19 protein-coding genes are annotated in these 21674 nt (G+C 38.9%); 9 read left to right on the top strand and 10 right to left on the bottom strand.

Features of this window, described 5'->3' with window-relative positions; all coding sequences use genetic code 11:
- Positions 1-35 precede the first annotated feature (35 nt).
- Together proA and ACTG7X_RS07725 are read right to left on the bottom strand one after the other, a co-directional pair.
- Positions 36-1295, bottom strand: a complete 1260-nt coding sequence (gene proA / locus ACTG7X_RS07720; protein WP_439257925.1) for a glutamate-5-semialdehyde dehydrogenase — start codon at positions 1293-1295, stop codon at positions 36-38.
- Positions 1296-1307: 12 nt separating this feature from the next.
- Positions 1308-1718 carry a DNA polymerase III subunit psi gene (locus ACTG7X_RS07725; protein ID WP_439257926.1) on the bottom strand — a complete coding sequence of 137 codons (411 nt, stop codon included), beginning with the start codon at positions 1716-1718 and terminating at the stop codon, positions 1308-1310.
- 104 nt (positions 1719-1822) lie between these two features.
- Here ACTG7X_RS07725 and rsmC point away from each other — a divergent pair, with 104 nt between their 5' ends.
- On the top strand, positions 1823-2824 hold the full coding sequence (gene rsmC, locus ACTG7X_RS07730) for a 16S rRNA (guanine(1207)-N(2))-methyltransferase RsmC (RefSeq protein WP_439257927.1): 1002 nt from the start codon (positions 1823-1825) through the stop codon (positions 2822-2824).
- Between the two features lie 34 nt (positions 2825-2858).
- On the opposite strand, the gene uriH is transcribed toward rsmC, so the two are convergent.
- From uriH to ACTG7X_RS07755, 5 genes are all read right to left on the bottom strand, one after another.
- Positions 2859-3788 carry a uridine-preferring nucleoside hydrolase UriH gene (gene uriH / locus ACTG7X_RS07735; protein WP_439257928.1) on the bottom strand — a complete coding sequence of 310 codons (930 nt, stop codon included), beginning with the start codon at positions 3786-3788 and terminating at the stop codon, positions 2859-2861.
- Positions 3789-3865: 77 nt separating this feature from the next.
- Positions 3866-4912: a ferric ABC transporter ATP-binding protein gene (gene fbpC, locus ACTG7X_RS07740; RefSeq protein ID WP_439257929.1), complete on the bottom strand. Its 1047-nt coding sequence runs from the start codon at positions 4910-4912 to the stop codon at positions 3866-3868.
- A 17-nt stretch (positions 4913-4929) separates the two neighbouring features.
- Positions 4930-6987 (bottom strand): ABC transporter permease, encoded by a 2058-nt coding sequence (locus ACTG7X_RS07745; protein ID WP_439257930.1) that lies wholly within the window; start codon positions 6985-6987, stop codon positions 4930-4932.
- 268 nt (positions 6988-7255) lie between these two features.
- Positions 7256-8284 (bottom strand): ABC transporter permease, encoded by a 1029-nt coding sequence (locus tag ACTG7X_RS07750; RefSeq protein WP_439257932.1) that lies wholly within the window; start codon positions 8282-8284, stop codon positions 7256-7258.
- 13 nt (positions 8285-8297) lie between these two features.
- Positions 8298-9785, bottom strand: a complete 1488-nt coding sequence (locus ACTG7X_RS07755) for a sugar ABC transporter ATP-binding protein (protein ID WP_439257934.1) — start codon at positions 9783-9785, stop codon at positions 8298-8300.
- A gap of 147 nt (positions 9786-9932) precedes the next feature.
- Here ACTG7X_RS07755 and ACTG7X_RS07760 point away from each other — a divergent pair, with 147 nt between their 5' ends.
- The 4 genes from ACTG7X_RS07760 (at position 9933) to ACTG7X_RS07775 (ending at position 14236) form a co-directional block, all read left to right on the top strand.
- Positions 9933-10874 carry a sugar ABC transporter substrate-binding protein gene (locus ACTG7X_RS07760; protein WP_439257935.1) on the top strand — a complete coding sequence of 314 codons (942 nt, stop codon included), beginning with the start codon at positions 9933-9935 and terminating at the stop codon, positions 10872-10874.
- 64 nt (positions 10875-10938) lie between these two features.
- On the top strand, positions 10939-12393 hold the full coding sequence (locus tag ACTG7X_RS07765) for an FGGY-family carbohydrate kinase (protein ID WP_439257937.1): 1455 nt from the start codon (positions 10939-10941) through the stop codon (positions 12391-12393).
- A gap of 140 nt (positions 12394-12533) precedes the next feature.
- Entirely contained in the window at positions 12534-13262 is a 729-nt protein-coding gene (locus tag ACTG7X_RS07770; protein ID WP_439257938.1) for a DUF6088 family protein, read from the top strand.
- Positions 13259-14236, top strand: coding sequence for a nucleotidyl transferase AbiEii/AbiGii toxin family protein (locus tag ACTG7X_RS07775; protein WP_439257939.1), 978 nt, complete (start codon positions 13259-13261; stop codon positions 14234-14236). The genes ACTG7X_RS07770 and ACTG7X_RS07775 overlap by 4 nt, the downstream gene beginning before the upstream one ends.
- A gap of 68 nt (positions 14237-14304) precedes the next feature.
- Here the strand turns inward: ACTG7X_RS07775 and ACTG7X_RS07780 are convergent, their stop codons facing one another.
- Together ACTG7X_RS07780 and ACTG7X_RS07785 are read right to left on the bottom strand one after the other, a co-directional pair.
- Entirely contained in the window at positions 14305-15342 is a 1038-nt protein-coding gene (locus ACTG7X_RS07780) for an ABC transporter substrate-binding protein (RefSeq protein WP_439257940.1), read from the bottom strand.
- Between the two features lie 79 nt (positions 15343-15421).
- Positions 15422-16462 (bottom strand): ABC transporter substrate-binding protein, encoded by a 1041-nt coding sequence (locus tag ACTG7X_RS07785; protein WP_439240808.1) that lies wholly within the window; start codon positions 16460-16462, stop codon positions 15422-15424.
- A gap of 190 nt (positions 16463-16652) precedes the next feature.
- Here ACTG7X_RS07785 and udk point away from each other — a divergent pair, with 190 nt between their 5' ends.
- The 4 genes from udk to ACTG7X_RS07805 are packed head-to-tail and all read left to right on the top strand — an operon-like array spanning position 16653 to position 20395.
- On the top strand, positions 16653-17294 hold the full coding sequence (gene udk, locus ACTG7X_RS07790; RefSeq protein ID WP_439241886.1) for a uridine kinase: 642 nt from the start codon (positions 16653-16655) through the stop codon (positions 17292-17294).
- Positions 17295-17305: 11 nt separating this feature from the next.
- Positions 17306-17887 (top strand): dCTP deaminase, encoded by a 582-nt coding sequence (gene dcd / locus ACTG7X_RS07795; RefSeq protein ID WP_439241884.1) that lies wholly within the window; start codon positions 17306-17308, stop codon positions 17885-17887.
- A 4-nt stretch (positions 17888-17891) separates the two neighbouring features.
- Positions 17892-19220 carry a hypothetical protein gene (locus tag ACTG7X_RS07800; protein WP_439257941.1) on the top strand — a complete coding sequence of 443 codons (1329 nt, stop codon included), beginning with the start codon at positions 17892-17894 and terminating at the stop codon, positions 19218-19220.
- Positions 19220-20395 carry a sugar transporter gene (locus ACTG7X_RS07805; RefSeq protein ID WP_439257942.1) on the top strand — a complete coding sequence of 392 codons (1176 nt, stop codon included), beginning with the start codon at positions 19220-19222 and terminating at the stop codon, positions 20393-20395. Before ACTG7X_RS07800 ends, ACTG7X_RS07805 begins: the two co-directional genes overlap by 1 nt.
- 60 nt (positions 20396-20455) lie before the next feature.
- Here the strand turns inward: ACTG7X_RS07805 and ACTG7X_RS07810 are convergent, their stop codons facing one another.
- Positions 20456-21673 carry an MFS transporter gene (locus ACTG7X_RS07810; RefSeq protein ID WP_439257943.1) on the bottom strand — a complete coding sequence of 406 codons (1218 nt, stop codon included), beginning with the start codon at positions 21671-21673 and terminating at the stop codon, positions 20456-20458.
- Position 21674: the final 1 nt, after the last annotated feature.

A 21674-nucleotide genomic window follows, 5' to 3' on the forward strand; every position in this document is an offset into this window, starting at 1 on the left:
TAAAACGCCCTCTTTATTGGCGGGCGTTTTGTTCTCTAAGATCGGGCCGTGTAGTCCCCCACAGCAACCCATTTATAGGTAGTTAACGCCTCTAGTCCCATCGGCCCTCGAGCATGTAATTTTTGTGTACTTACAGCGACTTCTGCTCCTAAACCAAATTGTCCGCCGTCAGTAAATCGGGTGCTGGCATTAACATAAACTGCCGCCGCATCCACCTGTGCCACAAATTGTTGAGCCAGTTTTTGTGATTCTGTCAAAATCGCCTCAGAATGTTGACTGCCGTATTCACGAATATGATCAATGGCTTGTGCCATATCTTTCACGATCACCACGTTTAAATCTTTGGATAACCATTCTTGGCGTAATTCTTGATCCTGCACCGCTACCACGTCAGCACCGGCTTGTTGCAAAATAGAAAGTGCGGTGGAATCAGCGTGAAATTTTACTTGTTTCGCTTTTAAATGTGCGGCCAATTTAGGTAAAAATTGGCTAGCAATGCTTTCTTGTACTAACAGCGTTTCTAAGGTATTACAGGTGCTAGGGCGTTGAGTTTTGGCATTATCAATCACAGAAAGTGCTTTATTTTGATCCGCACTTTGTTCTACAAAAGTGTGACAAACACCAATCCCACCGACGATCACAGGAATGGTGGCGTGTTGTTTACAAAGCTCGTGTAAACCTGCACCACCACGAGGGATTATCATATCTACATAACGATCAAGTTTGAGTAATTGCATGACTAAATCACGATTAGGATCCGTAATTGCTTGCACTGCAGTTTTCGGTAAACCGGCTTGTTCAAGGGCCGATTGTACCACTTCTACTAGTACTTTATTAGAATGTTGGGTTTCTTTGCCACCACGTAAAATCACCGCATTCCCCGTTTTTAAACAGAGACTTGCCACATCAATAGTCACGTTAGGACGGGCTTCATAAATGGTGCCAATCACGCCGAGTGGCACACGTACTCGTTCGAGTTTTAAACCACTATCCAATATGCCACCGTCAATTAATTGCCCCACCGGATCGGCAAGGGAAATCACATGACGTACATCATTCGCAATGCCTGTTAAACGTTCTGGCGTGAGCAATAAGCGGTCAATAATCGCCTCACTTATGCCCGCCTGTTTAGCCAATGCAATATCTTGGGCATTGGCCGTTAAAATACGTGCTTGCTGTTGTTCTAGCTGATCGGCAATAATCGCCAAAGCCTGATTTTTTTGTGGTTGAGAAAGTTGAGAAAGAATAAAGGAGGCTTGCTTAGCTGCTTTACCCATGGCAATTAAATCGGTCATGATATTATCCTGTTAATTTGTGCATTGAATTTGTTGCCAAAGCTGACGTTTTGCTTTGGTATCTTGTTGTAATGTGGTTAAATCTGGGCTTTGCCATAAATGAGATGATGTTTCACATAATGGTAAAGTGCGGTCTATTTTTTCAGAATTTTCACTGAGTAACCAATAAGTGACTTGCTGTGTTACATTGAGATGATAGATTTGTTCAAAATCAATAAATAAACAGTCATTGGATTCAATTTGAGAACTTCGCAACACATCTTGTATAAAATCGACATCAGCGGAGAGCGGTGTTTCTGAAATAATAATCAAGCGGACATGTTCAGCCACTGGAATATATACCGCCCCTTTTAAGGTATCCGGACGGCGTAATTTCCACTGGCTAATGCCCATTTGTTGTAACAGAAGATCGCGGCGGTTCAAAATGGTATCCACAAAAATAAAAAATTGGCTTTATTGTAAATAGGTTTTAGAGTTTCGTAAATAGATTGCGTATAATAGTGAAAATTTTATATAGGATTATTACCATGCTCAGTCTTGAAAGCCAAGTTTTACAGCGCCATTTGCCTTTTTTTGAAAATAAATCTGTGCTATTTGCCGGGGGAATCAATGATGATTTTCCAACTCAAATTCGTTCGCAAGCTAAATCGGTGCAGATTTGGTCTTGTTATTTTGATTATGTGAACCGTTTGCAAGACAAAAGTGCGGTGCATTTTGGCGAAATTTTTCAGGATCAAGCAGATTTGATGGTTTTTTATTGGACCAAAAATAAGCAAGAAGTGCAATTTCAGTTAATGCAATTATTAGCCCATTCGCCACTCAATCAAGAAATCTTGATTATTGGGGAAAACCGTTGCGGTGTGCGTTCGGTGGAAAAAATCCTCGCACCATTTGGGGATATTGGCAAGATTGATAGTGCAAGACGTTGTGGCTTGTATCATTTTTGCTTAAAAAAAGCACCGCAGTTTGAGATTAAGCATTATTGGAAAACCTATCAAAATGCAAAATTAGGTGAGCTAAAAATTCAAAGTTTACCAGGGGTGTTTAGTGCCAATGAACTGGATATGGGAACGGATTTATTGCTTTCAACTTTGGCTCACAAAATAGCGGGTGACGTGTTGGATTTAGGCTGTGGGGCGGGGGTAATTGGAGCGTTTATCAAGCAACATCATCCACAAATTAATTTAGTCATGAGTGATATTCATGCGATGGCGATTGCTTCGGCTAAACGGACGTTAGCTGAAAATGGGTTGGCTGGTGAGGTAATTGCAAGTGATGTCTTTTCTCATATTCAAGGTAAATTTGATTTGATTATTTCCAATCCTCCTTTCCATGACGGCATTGATACGGCTTATCAGGCGGTCATGACGTTAATTGAACAAGCCAAACAACATCTTAAATCGGGTGGGGAATTACGCATTGTCGCCAATGCGTTTTTGCCCTATGCAGATTTGTTGGATCGATATTTTGGTCGGCATCAGGTGTTGGCGAAAACAGGGAAGTTTAAGGTGTATTCGGTGTGTTTGTGATGGTAGCCCCGTACTCTCGTACGGGGTAAATAAATTAAATCCCTTTAATCGAATTAATCACTAAGTCCCAAAAACGATCTTTATCCAATTTTTTAGCCACAAACGTATTGCTAGGTTTGGGCGGATAGCGGAAATCCGCAACTGTCATACCTAGCGTATGCGTGCCTGTGAGTTCAATATTGACCGGCACATTTTGCACTTCAATCAATGTAGGATCAATCACATAAGCCACCGCACAAACATCATGCACCGGTGGGGAATCAAAGTTTTGGTTCTTTTTGTACATTCGCCCGAAGAAGTCTAATAATTCCACCACAAATTGAGAAACAGGCGTGCCAATATCAGCAATGCGTTGTACTACATCAGGCGTGGCTAAGGCCTGATGGGTAAGATCTAAGCCGACCATGGTGACTTTCCAACCCGCATTGAACACAATGTGAGCCGCCTCGGGGTCAATTTTAATATTAAATTCTGCCACTGCTGACCAGTTGCCCGTATGATAACCACCGCCCATTAATACCACTTCTTTCACCCGATCAATAATTCGAGGTTCAAGGCGAGCGGCTAAAGCGATATTGGTTAATCCCCCTGTTGGCACTAAAGTAATGGTTTTTTCAGGGTGCGACATAATTAAATCAATGATTAAATTGACCGCATGCTTTTCGCTTAATGATTGGCGAGGATTCGGCAAAACGGGACCATCTAAGCCTGAATCACCATGAATACTCGGTGCATTTTCCACTTCTCGCACTAACGGACGGGTTGCCCCTTTGGCAATAGGGATGCCACGAATGTTGGCAATTTCTGCCACCGCTAGAGCGTTGCGAGAAACTTTGTCAATGGTTTGATTGCCGACTACCGTGGTGATCGCCAATAAATCAATGTTTGGATTACCGTGAGCCAGTAAAATTGCAATCGCATCATCATGGCCAGGATCGCAGTCGAGAATGATTTTTTGTGCCATAATTTTTCCTTTTTAGGGTAGTTCTCTCAAGTGCGGTTAAAAAATATCATTATTTTTCACCGCACCTTTACAAACAATTATTCTTTTCTCAATAAAAACACCCCATGTTCACTTAAATGCACAAAGGCATTTTCCGCATTAGGATCAAAATCTTCTGGATTACAATTCACCAATAAATCTTTTCCGCCCCAATTCGCCACAATTTCCCAATGGTTACCCATATATACCGCCGTTTTAATTTGGCATTGTTGGCTAGGATCGCCACTGTGTTTTAAGTGAATGGCTTCAGGACGTACACCGACCAAACATTCACCATCTGGTAAACCAAATTGAGCGGTGTTCGGTAAATGGAATTGATAACCGTTAATGGTCACTTGATCTTGTGTAACTGTTCCCTCAAAAATACTACTTTCGCCCATAAAGTTAGCTAAAAATAAGGAATTAGGGCGTAAATATAGTTCTTTGGCTGGGGCTTTTTGCATAATTTTGCCTTTGTGCATGACGATCACTTCATCCGACACCGCAAAAGCCTCGGTTTGATCGTGGGTCACATAAAGGGAGGTAATGCCCAAACGTTGTTGCAATTCACGGATTTTTTCACGCATAGAACGGCGAAGATTGGCATCCAAGTTACTCAAGGGTTCATCAAATAACAGCACTTTTGGCTTTAACACCAAAGCACGAGCCAAGGCGACACGTTGTTGTTGACCGCCTGAAATTTGATCCACAAAACGATCTTCAAAACCGCCTAAATCCACTAATTCCAAGGCTTCTTTCACACGCTGTTTGCGTTCTTCGCCGCTCACACCTTGCATCCGCAAGCCATAGCCCACGTTATCGCCGATAGACATGTGTGGAAATAACGCATAGGATTGGAATACGATACAAATATCCCGATTTTGGATAGACGATTTGGTCACATCTTCGCCATCAATAAAAATTTGCCCAGAAGTCGGGTTTTCTAATCCTGCCACTAACCGCAACACGGTAGTTTTACCGCAACCAGATGGACCAAGTAATGTCACCATGGTGCCACGTTTAATGGTTAAATCTAAATTATCAATAACAACCGCTTTGCCAAAGGCTTTGGTGATATTTTTTAATACTAAGAAATCTTGACTCATAATTTACAACCTTAAAATTAATTCATTTTTTTCGCTTTGGAACGAGAAATGCGAGTGTCGCCCACGATCCAGTCAAAGAATAAGATAATCGCCATCATCACCACGATTAAAATCGATCCATACGCAATGGCAATGCCGTATTCACCGTCTTCGACACGGTTTAAAATATAGGCAGTTGCCACACGAGTATCGGCGGTGACTAAGAAAATAATCGCACTCACGGTGGTCATTGCACGCACAAAACTGGTGACCAGAGCGGACAATAACGCAGGTTTCAACAACGGAAACACAATATACCAAATGGTTTTGAACGAGCTGCCTTTCAAGGAAAGCGATGCTTCATCAAGGGATTTATCCAACTGCCCTAAACCTGCAATCGCCGCACGCATCCCGATTGGCAAGTCACGCATGACCATAGAAATAATCACGATAATGCTAGTGCCTGTGATGTACATTGGAGCATCATTAAAGGCTAAGATATAAGACACTCCGGCCACTGTCCCTGGCACGGCAAAGCAGAGCATAGTTAGAAATTCCAACGTTTTTTTGCCTTGGAAGTCTTTGCGAACCACCACATAAGCAATCAGTAAACCGAAAAGTGCGGTTAAAGGTGCCGCAATACCAGCATAGAACATGGTATTAAGTAGAGATGGCCATGCGCCATCACTTAAGCCTTGACCAAATAATAAGGCATAGTTTCTCGTGGTTAAGGTGTAATCTACCCCCCAGTTGACGGTGAAACTGCCGTAGAAAATACTGCCGTATAATGCCAAGTTAAACACAATCCAGAACGCTAATATCGCTACGATTGTCCATTTCAAGCCATTTGGTAATTCTTGCACATCGCCACGATAGGATTTGCCTGATACCGTTACATAAGAACGATTGCCGATCCAAATATATTGCACCACGAAAATGAGTAGTGAGAAGATTAATAACATTGAACCCAAGGTACTCGCAGACGCATAATCTAACTGTGAACCTGCAATATAGAAATAAATTTGGGTCGCAATCACGTCAAAGCTACCGCCCAACACCAACGGATTACTAAAATCCGCCAAGGATTGAATAAATACAATCAAAAATGAGTTCGCCAAGGCAGGGCGGAGCAGTGGGAAAATAATGTTATAGAATGTTTGATAGCGATTGGCACGCAAGGTATAAGATGCTTCTTCAATGGACGGATGAATGGATTTCAATGCACCGTCTAACAACATAAAGGACATTGGCGTAAAGGCTAAAATCTGTGCCAACGCAATGCCGTTAAAGCCATAGAGCCAGTTATGATCGGTGAAACCCAAATAGTCGCTCAAAAATTCCGTTACATAGCCTGAACGTCCCAACATCAAGGTTACCCCAAGACCGACCACAAATGGAGGTGTTACAATCGGCAAAATCGAGAAAATTTTACCAATAAATGCAGTTCGTCTGGCAATACGAGTGGTATAAAGGGCAAATGCCAAACCAAAAATGGTGGAAATTAAACCAACAAACGTGGATAACGCAAGGGAGTTGGTGATGACCCGAACAATATAGCTTTGTCCTAAAATTCGCAAAACTTGTTGCGGTGCAAAGGTATCGCCGTCATAAAACATCGAAATAAAAATGGCGACCGTTGGATAGACAATAAAGAAGAAAATCAATAGGACAATTGCCAAAATTGAGCCGATAATAAATTTATCCCCTTGCATCACTTTGAGTTTAGCCAACGCAAAGGTGGCTAACGCTGACAGTGTGCAAATTAAAATTAGCACCGAATAACCCATTGAAACCTTGTAAATCATTGCGGTGATAAACAAAAACAAAAAGGTAAACGCCACTAAAGCAAGTTCGGCTTTGGCTTGTTTTTCGGTGGATAAATTGCATTTTGGAATGATCAAAAAGCCGATTAAGGGCAAAAACCATAAAATCGTCAAATTAACAGACGACCAGCCCATTGCATCATAAAATTCATCGGCGGTACTTTCTAGCAAGCCATAATCCAAGGCTTGTGATGGTAACACCAGAAAGGCGACTAAAGATAGCAACAACCAAAATGGGGTTGTTTGTGTAAAAGGTGTTTTTGCGGAATACATATTATCTCCATTTTTTGTATGAGATACATCATTCAATTTGTATGATGTTGCCGTATAGCACGACATAACTCGCTTAATTCAATGTGAAAAAAACAGGTGCGATGATACTTTATTTTAAAATTTAATTCTGTGATGGAGATCACAAACTGAATAACGCAAACATTTTACGAACGCAAATGCCTTATTTGTGTACAATGTATGGCTATGAGTTAGCCATACATTGTAATTGTTAGTTAAAGAATAATGCGTAATAACGAGCAGAACATATTTATTGTCTGAAAAATAAACGTTTAAATTTCCCGGTTGAAACTTCCCCACGTCTCAATTGATCTAAAAATACGGCTAAAACAATAACTAGACCAATAATTAAACGTTGTAAATAAGATGTTACATTTAATAGTGTTAGGCCATTTTGTAGTACGCCCATAATTAAAGCCCCAATAGATGTACTGATAACAGAACCTATTCCACCCATTAAACTTGTCCCACCAATAACTGTGGCGGCAATTGCATCAAGCTCATAACCATTGCCGGCTATAGGTTGAGCGGCATTAAGACGTCCAACTAAAATGATTGCACCAATAGCCGCTAATGCACCGTGAATAGTATAGCTTTTTATTTCTAATTTATTGACATTAATGCCCGATAGTCGAACTGCTTCACGATTCCCACCTAAGGCATAAATTTGTCGTCCAAATACAGTTTGTGTTAACGTATAAAAACTAATCAAAACGACAATTAATGCGATAATTACAGGGACGGGAATATGCAAATTTTCAGTAATTGCTATTTGTCCATTACCAAAGAAACGTAATTGTTCAGGGAAATTATAGATTGTTTTACCATCAGAAAGAGTAAGAGCTAACCCCCTAGCAATTCCCATCATACCTAACGTGGTGATGAAAGGTGTTACTTTGCCATAGACAATAACCATTCCATTAATGTACCCACATAATGCACCTATCACGATAGAGCCAATAATAGATAAACCTACAACCATTGTTATTTGTGTACTTGTAGGATTTTCGCCTAGTTGAGCCATTCCCCAGTGTGTAAACAAGCCCAAACAAACGGCACTCAAGGCGACTATCGAACCCACAGATAAATCAATTCCACCTGTTAGTATAACAAAAGTCATACCAACAGATATGACACAAATGACTGAAACCTGAAGTAATATATTTAAAATATTATTTGTTGATAAAAATGCGTCAGATGAAAGTGACATTCCTATAATCATAAAGAATAGCACTAAAGCAATTCCTAATTTAGACATTATTTTTTTGAATGAAAACATTATTAACTCCTTATTAGATTCCAATCATAAAATGCATTAAATTTTCTTCATTAATTTCTTGACGATCAGATATTTCAGCAACCATTTCACCATTTTTCATTACTATAACCCGATCAGATATGGTAATAAGTTCAGGCAGATCGGATGAAACCATAATGATACTTCCACCTTGTTCAGTAAATTGATACATCAAGTCATAAATCTCTGATTTTGCCCCAATATCTATTCCACGAGTAGGTTCATCAAAAAACAAAATGTTAGCACCACTTTCTAGCCAACGAGCAATAATCACTTTTTGTTGATTACCGCCTGACAATGTTTTTGTTTGTTGATCTTGACTTTTTGACATTATTCGTAATTTTGAACGGTGTTTTTCTGCAATTTCTCTTTCTTCAGATTTATTCAACTTCCAAATATTCCAAAAACGTTTTAATATGGGGAGTGTAATATTCTCTCGTATATTCATTCCTAACACTAAACCTTGAGATTTACGATCTTCAGTGATAAATCCAATATTATGTTTTACAGCATCTTCCGGAGAAGATATTTTTACCAATTTTTTATCAATAAAAATGTTACCAGTGCTTTCGTCTGCTCCATAAATTGCTCGTAAAATTTCAGTTCTACCTGAACCCACTAGTCCAGCAAAACCTAGAATTTCGCCTTTGTTGACTTTAAATGAAAGTGGTTTAATATATTGATTAGAAAGATTTTCTACTCGTAACTTTTCTTGTGAAAAATGATTTTCTCGCTGATATTGAGAAAAATCTACATTTCTTCCCACCATTAATTTAACAATTTCTTCTGGTGATGTATCGTTGTAATTCATTGTTCCCGTAATACGTCCATCTCGTAAAACGGTTACTCGATCTGAAATAAATTTAAATTCTTCTAAACGATGAGAAATATAAATCATTGCTACACCTTTGGCTTTAAGTTGATGAATGATTTTAAATAAAACTTCAGTATTTTTACGAGAAATAGAGGATGTAGGTTCATCAAAAATAATAATTTTGTAATTGCCTAAAATAGCTTTCGCTATTTCTACCATTTGTTGTTGGGCAATTGATAAATCAGCAATTTTATCATATGGATGAATATCAAGTTCCAATTCATTAATAATGGACTGAGTCTTACTTTCCATCATATTCCAATCCATTTTGCCAAATTTTGTTTGCTCTTCATTACCCAAAAACATATTTTCTAATACAGTTAGTTGAGGTACTAGCATTAACTCTTGGTGGATAAAGCCTATTCCCATAGTTTGAGCTTGTTTGACTGAAATAGGATGATATGTTTTATTATAAATCTCCATATTTCCACTATCTGCTTGATAGATTCCTGCAATAATTTTACACAAAGTTGATTTGCCAGCCCCATTTTCACCAATCAGACAAAGCACTTCACTTGATTTTATATCAAGGCTAATATCTTCGAGTACTGTAACACCAAAGAATTGTTTAGATATATTTTTTATTGAAAGGATTGTATTGTTGTTCATTTTTTCAACCTCTTACAGTTCAGGTATCCAATGAGTTTATAATAAATTATATTTTGATCAAAAACTGTGATCTTGATCACGGTTTTAAAAAATAGAATGGTTTAAGATATCATAAATATTATCCCAAACTTACATAAGGAGTTATTTATGAAATCTAAATTTTTAACAAAGGTGCTAAAATTGACAGCAATAGCAGCATTGTTTCCAGCGATAAGCTATGCAGCTGAAAAACCACAAATTGCGTTGTTAATGAAAACATTGAGTAATGAATATTTCATCTCAATGAAACAGGGAGCAGAAGAAACAGCGAAACAGAAAGATGTTGATTTAATCATTCAGGTTGCTGAAAAAGAAGACTCTACCGAGCAATTAATTGGTTTGGTTGAAAATATGATAGCGAAAAAAGTAGATGCTATTATTGTGACACCAAATGATTCTATTGCTTTCATTCCAGCTTTCCAAAAAGCAGAAAAAGCAGGTATTCCTATTATTGATTTGGATGTGAGATTAGATGCCGATGCAGCCAAAGCAGCAGGATTGAATTTTAATTATGTTGGTGTTGATAATTTCAATGGCGGTTATTTAGCCGCTAAAAATCTTGCTGAAAAATTAGGTGGTAAAGGTAATGTTGCTATTGTAGAAGGTATTCCTGGTGTTGATAACGGAGAACAACGCAAAGGTGGAGCATTGAAAGCATTTGCTGAATACCCTAATATTAAAATTGTGGCATCACAATCAGCTAACTGGGAAACAGAGCAAGCTTTAAACGTTACAACCAATATGTTGACAGCGAATCCAAATATTAACGGTATTTTTGCTGCCAATGATAATATGGCAGTAGGCGTAGTGACCGCCGTGGAAAATGCAGGTTTTGGCGGTAAAGTATTAATTACGGGTTATGATGGTATTCCTCTTGCTATTGAATATGTAAAACAAGGTAAAATGCAGAATACGATTGATCAACTTCCTAAAAAACAAGTTGCAATAGCGATTGAACATGCATTGAAACAAATTCATAAAGAGCCAATCCCCGCAGTCTATTATGTCGATCCAGTTGTTGTGGACAAAAATGAATCTAAAAATTATTAATATTTTTTAAAGGTAAAGTGCGGTTAAATTTAACCGCACTTTTGTTTATTTATTGGGAGAAATAATGAATTATTATCTTGGCATAGATTGCGGTGGCACATTTATTAAAGCTGCCTTATTTGATCAAACTGGAAAAATTTACGCTATTCAGCGGAAAAATATAGCGGCTATTAATGAGCAAGCGGGTTATGTTGAACGAGATATGGAAGCGTTATGGGATACTTGTGCTACGGTTATTCGCCAAACCATTCAAGAAAGCAATTTAGATCCTCGCCACATTAAAGCGTTGGGGATTTCAGCTCAGGGAAAAGGTGTATTTCTACTAGATCAAGACAATATACCTTTAGGGAGAGCGATTTTATCATCTGATCAACGTTCTTTAGATATTGTGACAACGTGGCAAAAGGATGGTATTGCTCAGAAACTTTACCCTATTACTCATCAATCTTTATGGACTGGACATCCTGTTTCTATTTTACGTTGGATAAAGGAAAATGAACCTGAACGCTATTCTAAAATAGGGGCTGTTCTAATGTCACACGACTATTTACGTTTTCGTTTGACAGGAAAATTAAATTGTGAAGAGACCAACATTTCAGAATCTAATTTATATAATCTGCATACAGGCCAATATGATATTGAATTGGCTAAATTATTAGAGATTGAAGAAATTTTTAATTATTTACCATCAATTGTCAAAGCAAATGAAATTGCAGGTTATGTAACAAAACAAGCTGCCGATCTTTCAGGATTGATGGAGGGAACGCCTGTTGTTGGTGGGTTATTTGATGTGGTATCCACAGCACTTTGTTCTTCATTAGATGATGAACAAAAATTAAATGTAGTATTAGGTACTTGGACTATAGTGAGTGGTGTGACGGGCCATGTTGAACATTCTCCAAAAGTTCCCCTTGTTTATGGTCGTTATATTAACCCCAATCAATTTATAATTCACGATGATAGTCCTACTTCGTCAGGTAACTTAGAATGGTTTATTAAGCAGTTTGGGGAATTAAGTTATGCTGATATTAATCAGGGAATTAGTGAACTACCACCTGCAGCCAGTTCGGTTTTATTTGTTCCATTTTTGTATGGTTCAAATATAGCACTTGGCATGCAAGCAGGTTTTTATGGTATACAGGCACATCATACCAAAATGCATTTATTGCAAGCCGTGTATGAAGGTGTGTTATTTAGCCTTATGTATCACTTAGAACGAATGTTACAACGTTTTCCCAAAACGCATATTTTAAGAGTTACAGGGGGAGCGACACGATCTACGGTATGGATGCAAATGTTGGCTGATTTATCAGGATTGCGATTAGAAGTATCGAATATAGAAGAAACAGGTTGTCTAGGGGCTGCATTAATGGCAATGCAAGCTGATGGGGTGATTGAACAACCTGATTTAGTATCAGAAATGCAAATTTATCACCCTAATCCTGAACATTATGTTGCATATCAGCAGAAATACCAACGTTATCAGAAGTTTGTTGATACGTTAAAAATGTTACTGTAGATATATGTATAGTGCTAATAGGGAAACTTTCCATAGATAGGGTTGATTAATGGTAACTTTATCTATAAAAACAATACCTAATTCCCCCATATTCTGTTATCATATGTCCAGTTTATTATATAAAAAACTGGACATTGTTTATGTTAAGAAATAATACCGATTCAAAAAATCAAGTGCTACAAGAGATTCCAAAGGGCATTGTTTTTGGATTCAATGAGCTGGAAAAAAGCTCAAGCACACAGGCTATGATAAAAATGCTTAATAGAAAAGTGGCTAAAGGTGAACTGGTGAAATTATCCAAAGGTCGCTTTTATAAGCCTGAGAAAACGATTTTTGGGCAGTTGCAAGCTCCGATTAATGAAGTAGTAAAAGACTTTTTATACAAAAATGGAAGCTGTATTGGTTACCTAACAGGTTTGAGCATATACAATCAATTTGGGCTAAGCTCACAAGTGAGTTCTGTCATTCAAATTGGACGAAATAGCTTACGTCCAGCATTACAACGATTACAGTATAAGATCCATTTTGTTCAGCAGAAAAATGTCATTACGCAACAAAATATTCCGTTGTTGCAATATTTGGATTGTATTCGTTTTATAAAGAAAATCCCTGATATCACCGTGAGCAAGGCAGTTTCTTGTTTATTGAGCCTATTAGATGATTTTTCGGATGAACAAAAAGAGGCAATGGCAAGCCTTGTATTACAATATCCTCCATCAACAAGGGCATTATTCGGGGCAATGCTTGAATATTGCCAACAATATTCGCTCGCAGATAGCCTATTTGATACCTTGAATCCCATTACAACATATCAATTTATTGATGTTGATAAGATTTTACCGAATACGAATAAATGGAATATAGTATGAAATTACATGAAAATCCTGAATTATTTCAGCAAGCGATTCGATATACTGCGGATAGTTTAAAGATACTTCCAATCTATGTAGAAAAAGATTATTGGGTTACCTATGCTTTGTGGGTTTTATTTTCTAGTGAAATGACTGCGAAAATTGTGTTTAAGGGCGGTACGTCACTGGCAAAATGTTATGGACTGATTGATCGATTTTCCGAAGATATTGATTTAGTGATCATACGAGAACAAAATGAATCCGATAATCAAGCGAAACAAAAACTAAAAAAGATTGAGCAAATTATTTCAGAAAAATTGCCAGAAATGCCAATTGAGAATTTAACTCATAGAACAGGAAAAATTAGGAAAACGGCACATAGTTACCAACACTATTTTAGTGGTGATTATGCTCAAGCCAGAGATTTTATTGTATTGGAATCTACTTGGTTGGGCTATTTTGAACCCTTTGAAAGTAAGAAAATATCTTCACTTATTGGTTCAATTTTAGCTAAGAATCATCAATCGGAGATAATAACGCAATATGACCTTGGCGATTTTCCAGTTAATGTGTTAATGCCGAGCAGAACACTTTGTGAAAAAATAATGAGCCTAGTTCGTTTTTCTTATGATCCCAACCCTATTACCGCACTAAGAAATAAAATACGTCATATTTATGATATTCATCAATTATTGAGCAGGGCAGAATATCGGCGTTTTTTTGATGGGCCTGAATTTGAAAAAATGCTAGTTAGAGTGGCTCGAGATGATATTCATAGTTTCAAAAATAATAACCAATGGCTAAGTCACCATCCTGTGGAATCTCTGGTATTCAAAGATGAAACAATATGGGAGCAATTAGAATTCCCTTACCAAAATGAATTTGGTAAGTTAGTCTATGGGAATTTACCGAATTTTAATGATATTAGATTTACGCTTGAGCAATTAAAAAATCGTCTTGCTTTGGTGAAACAATGGGATATTCATTTTTAAAAAACAAGGCTAAGTCCATACAAACTTAGCCCTAATTCAAAACTGCGGTGTTTTTGCAGCAAGTTTTATCACTTCGCCAATTTCACTTCATCCACCCATTTTGTAATCAAACGTTTACGTAAATCGCTTGCACCATATTTATCAAAATCATAATTAATTAAATTAATAGATTTGAAATCTAAAGAATAAGGCGATTGTTTGGCTTGGCTATTGGTTAAAATTTGATGCGTTTCACCTTTTTGCCAAGAGAGTTCTTGCGCCTCGGCAGACAATGCCCAGTCCACAAATTTTTTCGCATTTTCAAGGTTTCTTGCACCTTTAATCACGCTTACGCCGCCAATTTCATAGCCAGTTCCCTCGCAAGGAACGATCAGCTCAACAGGTGCGCCTTTTTCTTTCTCAATAGAATGTTCGTGTAAGAACCCTACACCAATAGCAGCCTCACCACGAGCGGTGTTGCGAGTAGCAGTGTTGCCTGATTTGGTATATTGCGATACATTTTTATGTAAATCTTTCAAATATTGGAAAGCCTGATCTTCGCTCCATAGTTGTACAAAGGTGGCTAGGGCGGTGTAAGCCGTTCCTGAACTTTGTGGATCGGCCGCTTGAATTTCATTTTTCAAACGTGGATCGGTTAAATCTTTCCAGCATTTTGGGATAGGAATACCGAGTTTGGCAAGGCGTTCTGTATTCACACCAAAGCCTAAAATGCCTAAGTAAATGGCGGAGGTATAATTACCTTTGACTTTAGCTGGATCTTTTAATTCATCAGGAATAAATTGCAAGTTAGGGGATTTATATTGAACCAATAAGCCCATTTCACCCGCTTGAGAGTGCGGATCTAGCGTTCCACCATACCAAACATCGCCTTGAGGATTGGCTTTTTCTGCATCAATTTTGGCTAAAATACTGCCTGTGCCGCCACGAATAAAACTGGTTTTAATCCCTGTTTTCTTTTCAAATGCCAAGGTTTCTTGTTCACACATGGTATTTTGAGCGGAACAATACACCACTAAACGCCCATTATCTGCTATTGCATTTTGGCTTAATGCTACGCTACCTAATAAAAAAGTCGAGAGTGATACGGCAAGTTTAGATATTTTCATCGGATTTTCCTTTCATTATTAATGTGTTAATAAACATCAGGGCGTACAAATACGCCCTGAGAATACTTTTAACGAGAAATTATTTCGCCAACTTCACTTCCTGAACCCATTTCTCAATCAAGCGTTTACGTTCGGCACTGTCGCCATATTTTTCAAAATCATAATTGATTAAGTTTAATTTGGTTGGATCGAACGCTACTGGGGATTGTTCAGCAGTGGTGTTGGTTAAGATTTGTAGGCTGTTGCCTTTTTTCCATGCCAACTCTTGACCTTCTTTAGATAAGGCCCAATCCACGAACAATTTCGCATTATCAAGGTTTCTTGCGCCTTTGATAATACTTAAACCGCCCAATTCATAGCCTGTTCCCTCGCAAGGAACGACCATTTGGATTTTGGCACCTTGTTGTACTTGTAACGCATAGTCATGTAAGAAACCGATACCCACCGTGGCCTCACCACGTGCTGCACTGTTAGACGGCGTGATCCCCGATTTTGTATATTGGGAAATATTCGGATGTAATTGTTTGAAATAGTCAAACGCACCTTGTTCGCCCCAAAGTTGTACGAAAGTCGCAATGGCGGTGTAAGCGGTACCGGAGCTTTGTGGATCAGCGATTTGAATTTCGCCTTTTAAGCGTGGATCGGTTAAATCTTTCCAGCATTTTGGCACTTCTTTAATGCCTAATTTTTCTAAGCGTTCAGTGTTGACCCCAAAGCCCAAAATCCCCATATACACAGCAGACACATAATGTCCTTTGACTTTACCTGGATCTTGGAATTTTTCTACGATTTCTTTAATGTGTTTGGATTCATAAGGTTGTATTAAACCCATATCTGCCGCTTGGGCTTGTGGGTCAAATGTACCACCATACCACACGTCAGCTTGCGGATTGTTTTTTTCCGCCTCTACTTTAGCAAACGTGGAACCAGAACCGTTACGAATAAAGGCGGTTTTGACACCATATTTTTCCCCAAAGGCTTGGGTTTCGGTTTCACACATTTCATTGGTGGCGCTACAATACACTACTAAGCGTCCTTTGGCGAGAACTTGTGTTGATAGCATTAAACCTGCACCTAAGAGTGCGGTGGAAATGGCAAAAGAAATTTTATTGAATTTCATAGAATACCTCATTTTGTTGAATGTCATGTTAAAATACTCGCATATCATAACGGTTTTATGGATTCAATTCTGTGAGATAAGTCACAAAAATGAAAATTTGTCTTGTCAGATTTAAAAGTTTGGTTAAAAACTGTTAAATAATCCCATTTTTCTTTATAATCACACAAATCGTTTTATCGTCGAGATTACTATGTCTGAAAATTCAAATTGCATTATTATTGCTATTACGGGTGCCTCTGCCTCGGGGAAAAGTCTGATTGCCTCTACGGTTCATAAAGAGTTGTGTGAAGAATTGGGTTGTGAGGATATTGGCATTATTGCGGAGGACAGTTATTACAAGGATCAAAGTCATTTAGATTTTGAAACCCGCATTAAAACCAACTATGACCATCCCAATTCCATGGATAGAGCATTACTCATTGAACATTTGCAAGCCTTGAAAGCGGGGCAAGCGGTGGATATTCCCGTGTATAGCTATGTGGAGCATACCAGAACGCAAAAGGTGACACATTTTACCCCGAAAAAGATCGTGATTTTAGAGGGCATTTTATTATTGACAGATGAAAATGTGCGTAGGGAAGTGTCCATGTCGGTGTTTGTGGACACGCCGTTGGATATTTGTTTTATCCGCCGTTTACAGCGAGATATGGTGGAGCGTGGACGCTCGATGGAATCAGTGATTGAGCAATATCGTAAAACCGTGCGACCAATGTTTTTGCAATTTATTGAACCGTCTAAGCAATATGCGGATGTGGTCATTCCTCGTGGCGGTAAAAATCGGGTCGCCATCAATATGCTAAAAGCACAAATTCTGAATTTATTAGGGAAATAGGAGCAAACCAGATGCGATTATGTGATACCGATATTGAAAAATACCTTGATGAGGGCGTGATTTCCTTAACGCCACGTCCAGATAACAGCAAAATTAACGGCGCCACCATTGATGTGCGGTTGGGCAATTCATTCCGTGTGTTTCGTGAACACAGCGCCCCCTTTATTGATGTGAGTGGCCCAAAAGAAGAAGTGGCGGCTCAACTGGATTTGGTCATGAGTGATGAAATTATTATCGGCGAGGGTGAGGCTTTTTATTTGCACCCTGGTGTGTTAGCCTTGGCCACCACGTTGGAAAGTGTGAAATTGCCGGCTAATGTGATCGGTTGGTTAGATGGGCGTTCTTCCTTGGCGCGTTTAGGGTTAATGGTGCATGTCACGGCGCACCGTATCGACCCCGGTTGGGAGGGAAAAATTGTGTTGGAATTTTACAATTCAGGCAAACTTCCTCTTGCGTTACGTCCAAATATGGTGATTGGCGCCTTGAGCTTTGAGATTCTAAGTGGCCCTGCGGCTCGTCCTTACACGAGCCGTGAAGATGCCAAATATAAACATCAACAAAGTGCGGTGGCGAGCCGTATTAATCAGGATTAACGCCATGCTAAAAAAAATAAGTGCGGTACTTTTTTTGATTATTTTGGCGAGTTGTGCATTGATTTATGTGCAAAGCGAAAAAATTCGCCAAAATTTCACCGCACTTTTAGCGGAAAATGCGGTGCAAGTAGAAAATCTTCACGTCAACTTATTTCCACGTCTAACGTTGCGTTTAGACAATGTGCATTATACCTTGACAAATCAACAACATATTCAGGCAGAAACGATAACATTTTGGTTTAATTGGCAAGGTTTATTTACGGGTGATCTTCAACTTTCCAACCTAGGCATGCACCAAGTGGAATTTGTTCAACCATCTTCCACGATAAAGTCTGATATTATATTAGTTGATTTGCTACTTACGCTCAGAGGAAAACAATCCGTTTCTACTCTATTGGATCAAATCAAGGCACAAAAAGGGGATTTCCCACCTGTGATTTTATCGGCAATGTTAAAAAATCATCAAGGTGATCAATGGATAATCACTAGTGATTGGCAATTACAAGGCAACAGTATTCTTTTATCCTATGTCAACCTTGAGCTAACATTACAAAATAAAAAAATACTTAATACACAACATATTGATTTTTTAGGGGAAAATGGGGAAGTTCATTGGTCTGAAAAAACTGGGTATCTATTTCATTTTCAACAAGGTAAGCTGAACCAGATAGATTTAGGGCATTTACTGGGTAATTGGCAAGCTGGTTTAGCGCCAATTACGCCACAATTTACCTTGCATGGTCAACGAGGTGATGCACAATTTAGATTACAACTACAATCCCCAACTAAGACCTCACCGCAAACATGGCAAATTCAGGCAGAAAAAGTGGCGATAGCACCATTGTTGACCAGTTTTGGGTTAACTGAATTGGTAAGTGGCAAGGCCAACGTGGATATACAGCTTGTGTCCGATAACTTCATTCCTCGTACAGGCGAGTTTGCGTTTGATGTGATTGATGGCAAAGTAAAAGGGTTGAATTTGTTAACCTTAATTAGCCAATATGTGCCATTGAATATTGATGAAAGTATGAAAAATATAGATACGACTTTTGATTTTGCTCATGCTAAATTTCATTGGTTGCCTGATGAAATTGAAGTAGAGCAAGCGAAATTAGCTCATCAATATTTTACCTTACAAAGTCAAGGTAAGGTGGATTTAATTCATGGTCGTTGTGATTTTCTAGCCCATATTGCGGTGCGAGATCCTCGCTATCAATCCTTATCCTTGCCCGTGCATTTTTTTGGCAACTGCCAATCGCCAGAATACAAAGTAGACATTCAGCGCAATTTTCGTGATCAGCTCAAAAATTTCATTAAAGAGAAATTAAAATAATGTTATCCCCTAAACAAGCCGAACGTATCGGCTATTTTCGTGTGGTGGCCATGGCCTTTGCCGCCTTTGTATTTAATACCACCGAATTTGTACCCGTCGCCTTGTTATCAGATATTGCCAACAGTTTTGCCATGGATGTGGCAGAAACGGGGTTGATGATCACGGTTTATGCGTGGATCGTCTCTTTGGCCTCTTTGCCGTTAATGTTAGCCACCGCCAAATTAGAACGGCGAAGTTTATTGCTCAAAGTCTTTGTGTTATTTGTAGCAAGCCACGTGTTATCCGTGTTAGCTTGGAATTATTGGATCCTATTGTTGGCACGTATGGGCATTGCTTTTGCCCATGCCATCTTCTGGTCAATTTCCGTGGCCATGGCCATGCGAGTGGCTCCAAAAGGCAAACAAACTCAAGCCTTGGGCATGATCGCTATGGGATCTGCCATGGCCATGGTATTAGGTTTGCCGATAGGGCGAATTATTGGTCAATGGTTAGGTTGGCGAGCCACTTTTGCGGTGCTTGGTGTGGTGGCATTTGCGATCATGTTGGTATTAGCAAATTTATTACCCCGTTTACCGAGCCGTAATGCGGGTTCCTTGTCAAGTTTACCATTATTAGCAAAACGCCCGTTGTTAATTGCGACCTATATTGTGGTGATGTTGATTGTCACCGCCCATTTTACTGCTTATAGTTATATTGAACCTTTTGTGATGAATATCAGTCAGTTAAGTGAGAATACAGCCACCCTGATTTTGTTAGTTTTTGGCGTGGCGGGCTTTATTGCCAGCTTTTTATTCAGCCGTCTTTATCGCTTTTTCCCAACGGGTTTTGTAATCGTGGCACTCACCATTATCACTAGCGCATTGCTCACTTTTTACCTTGTGAGCGATTATGTTACCTTGCTGTTCGTGCAAATCTTCATCTGGGGTATTGGCATTTCCGCCATGACTTTGGGCTTACAAATGCGAGTATTGCAGTTAGCCCCCGATGCCACGGATGTTGCTACCTCCATTTTCTCTGGGATTTATAATATTGGGATTGGTGCAGGGGCGTTAGTGGGTAATCAAGTCATGCAACATTGGGGTTTAGCGAATATTGGATTTGTAGGATCGGCTGTGGGTGGAGGAGCGGTGTTAGTGTTTGTGTTGAGTTATTTGAAATATCGTACAAAAAATTGATGAAAAAAAACCGCACTTTTTCACTAGCTCATTAAAAGTGCGGTTAAAATTTTTGCGTTTTTATTGATCATATTTCTTATACGCCAACCACCAAACCGCCACCGCAAACAGCGTAGAAATCAAATAAACCCCATGATAATCAATCACATCAATTAATCGGAGAGAGAAAAATCCACTGATATAAGTGCCTAATAAAATCATGGTAAATTGCAAGGCGGTGTCCACGGTTGGGAACACGGCTTTGTCCATTAACATGGTTAACAGCAAGGCGAATAAAATGCTGTATCCTGCACTTAATAAAATAATCGGCAAGGAAAACAGGTAATCCTGATAGATTAAAGAGTCCTCAAAATAGAAACTGAGTACTACGGGAATTTGTAGAAATAAGCCCCATGTTAACAAGGTTCGGCGGGACAGTTTTTTCAGTAACGGCACACTTAACGGCGTGAAAATAATGGACACCACAGGAATCACAATGCTCAACATAAAGCCGATTTGTTGCGGTTGCCAGTTTAAGCTGGAAAGCTTAGGCACAAAACTCGTGGCGAGCAGGCTGTAAGGCACGCAAGACAAAAATAAAATCACTAGCCAAGCATAGCCTGTATTCGGTGCTTTCCAGAATTGGATCAGGCGTTTAAAGAAAAAGCCGAGGCTGTATTGGTTGGCGGAAATGGTTTCCGTGTTGGTTTCCCGATAAAATAGCACTTGCAGAAATACGATTAAGGAAAACAGGCAAATAAATAAAATTGCCATATTCCAGCCATCGTGTTGATAAATAAACAAAAATAAGCCACCGCCCAGCATTCTGCCTAATCTTGTGCCGATAATTTGGAAAACCCCACCGTAGCCACGTTGATTTTCGGGGAGCAAAATCACGGTTAAGCCTAAAGTAGCACAGCCGAAGATGACACTCATTAGGCTTAAACAGGCACAAATTAACATCAATAAGCCAAAATTCTGTTGCGGATCAATAAAATACAGCCACAAAAAGGACGCAAATAACAAACCGCTGGACAACAATAACCATGTTTTAAATTTGCCGACCGATTTGAGATAAAATTTTTCTAATAACGGCGTGATGACCACTTTAATCACTTCAAAAATGGATAACAAATAAATCCAGCTAATCAGTTTGAGATCCATATTTTGGTCTTTTAACACCGTAATCAGCCCGATCATATAAAAGCTGATAATAATAAATTTAAAATTAGAGGCGTTAAATAATAATGCCCATTCTTGCCAGCTACATTGTCTATTTTTGTTCAGAGTATTCTCCATC

It is taken from the genome of Lonepinella sp. BR2271 (assembly GCF_051851515.1).
Taxonomy (GTDB): domain Bacteria; phylum Pseudomonadota; class Gammaproteobacteria; order Enterobacterales; family Pasteurellaceae; genus Lonepinella.